We start from the raw sequence: 1072 nt of genomic DNA on the forward strand, positions 1-1072 counted from the left end.
TTGGTGAAGGTGTTGATCCCCTCGATCCGCACCCACGTGTCCGGGGTGTCGGGGTCCTCGATCTCGAAGACGACGTCGCGGGCGTTGTACTTCGGCATGGCTGCTCCTTGGGCATGGCTTACTGCCCGCAGCGGCCAATCGCGCGGGCTACAGGACGGGAGGGGAGAGGTCAGACGCGGTGCGGGGAGACGTTGCGGATCTCCATCCGGAAGTTCGCCACGTGCTCGTGCCAGCCGTTCTCGTCGGCGCCGATCGACGAGGGGCCGCTGCCGAGGGGCACGGCGAGGATCAGTTCCGTGCCGTCGGGGAGGGCGACCGGGCCGAGGCCGATCAGCTCGTTGCGGATGGACTTGCAGCGCTGCCGGGACACCCGAGGATCGCGCGTGCCGCGCACGCGGACCTGGACGCGCGGCTCGTCGTAGCCGAGGAGGCTGTCGGGCTCCACCGCGTCGTCGTAGCTGGTGAGAGCGACCGCTTCGCTGGGGGTGGAGGGCATGCCGTCGATGAAGCAGTCCCCGCCGACGGCGTCCGGGGCGTAGGTGACGAGGCCTTTGCCCGCGAGGTGCTGGGCCAGGCCGTCCAGGAGGTCAGCCACGCAGCCACCTCCTGAGCGGCACCGACATCATCCGCAGCACCACCGAACGCTCCGAGTTCATCGGCCGTTCCAGGTACTTGGCTGTCCGGCCGGGCAGGTGCCGCCAGGTCAGCTCCTCGTGCTGCCTTCGGGCGTACACCGTGTCGTACGAGATCGACCCTTCCAGGCCGTCCACGTCGACCTTCCCCGACCGCTCCAGGGTGCCCTCGTCCAAGGGGACGATCTTCCGGGACTCGGCGAGGACGTGTTCCAGGCCTCGGCGCAGCCCCTCGGAGGCCATGCGCCGGCCGCGCGCGGTCCACTGGCGGCGGCCGTCGAACCTGAAGCGGGTGTACTGCACGGCGGCCTCCTAGGTGAGCTGCACTTCGAGGTGGTCGGGGAGCGGCAGCTTGCCGCCGTCGTGGCGCAGCTGAGCGATGACAGTGACAGTCCGGCCGTCGGGGAGCGTCACCCGGCTCTCGGGCGGCGCCTGGACGG

At 70.3% G+C, this 1072-nt stretch carries 2 protein-coding genes; both read right to left on the minus strand.

What is annotated here, in order from left to right; all coding sequences use genetic code 11:
• Positions 1-169: 169 nt before the first annotated feature.
• Entirely contained in the window at positions 170-595 is a 426-nt protein-coding gene (locus tag ACFWR9_RS42740) for a minor capsid protein (RefSeq protein WP_383853110.1), read from the minus strand.
• Entirely contained in the window at positions 588-935 is a 348-nt protein-coding gene (locus ACFWR9_RS42745; RefSeq protein WP_383853113.1) for a minor capsid protein, read from the minus strand. Before ACFWR9_RS42745 ends, ACFWR9_RS42740 begins: the two co-directional genes overlap by 8 nt.
• Positions 936-1072 lie beyond the last annotated feature (137 nt).

The organism is Streptomyces sp. NPDC058534 (assembly GCF_042717365.1).
Classification (GTDB): Bacteria; Actinomycetota; Actinomycetes; order Streptomycetales; family Streptomycetaceae; genus Streptomyces.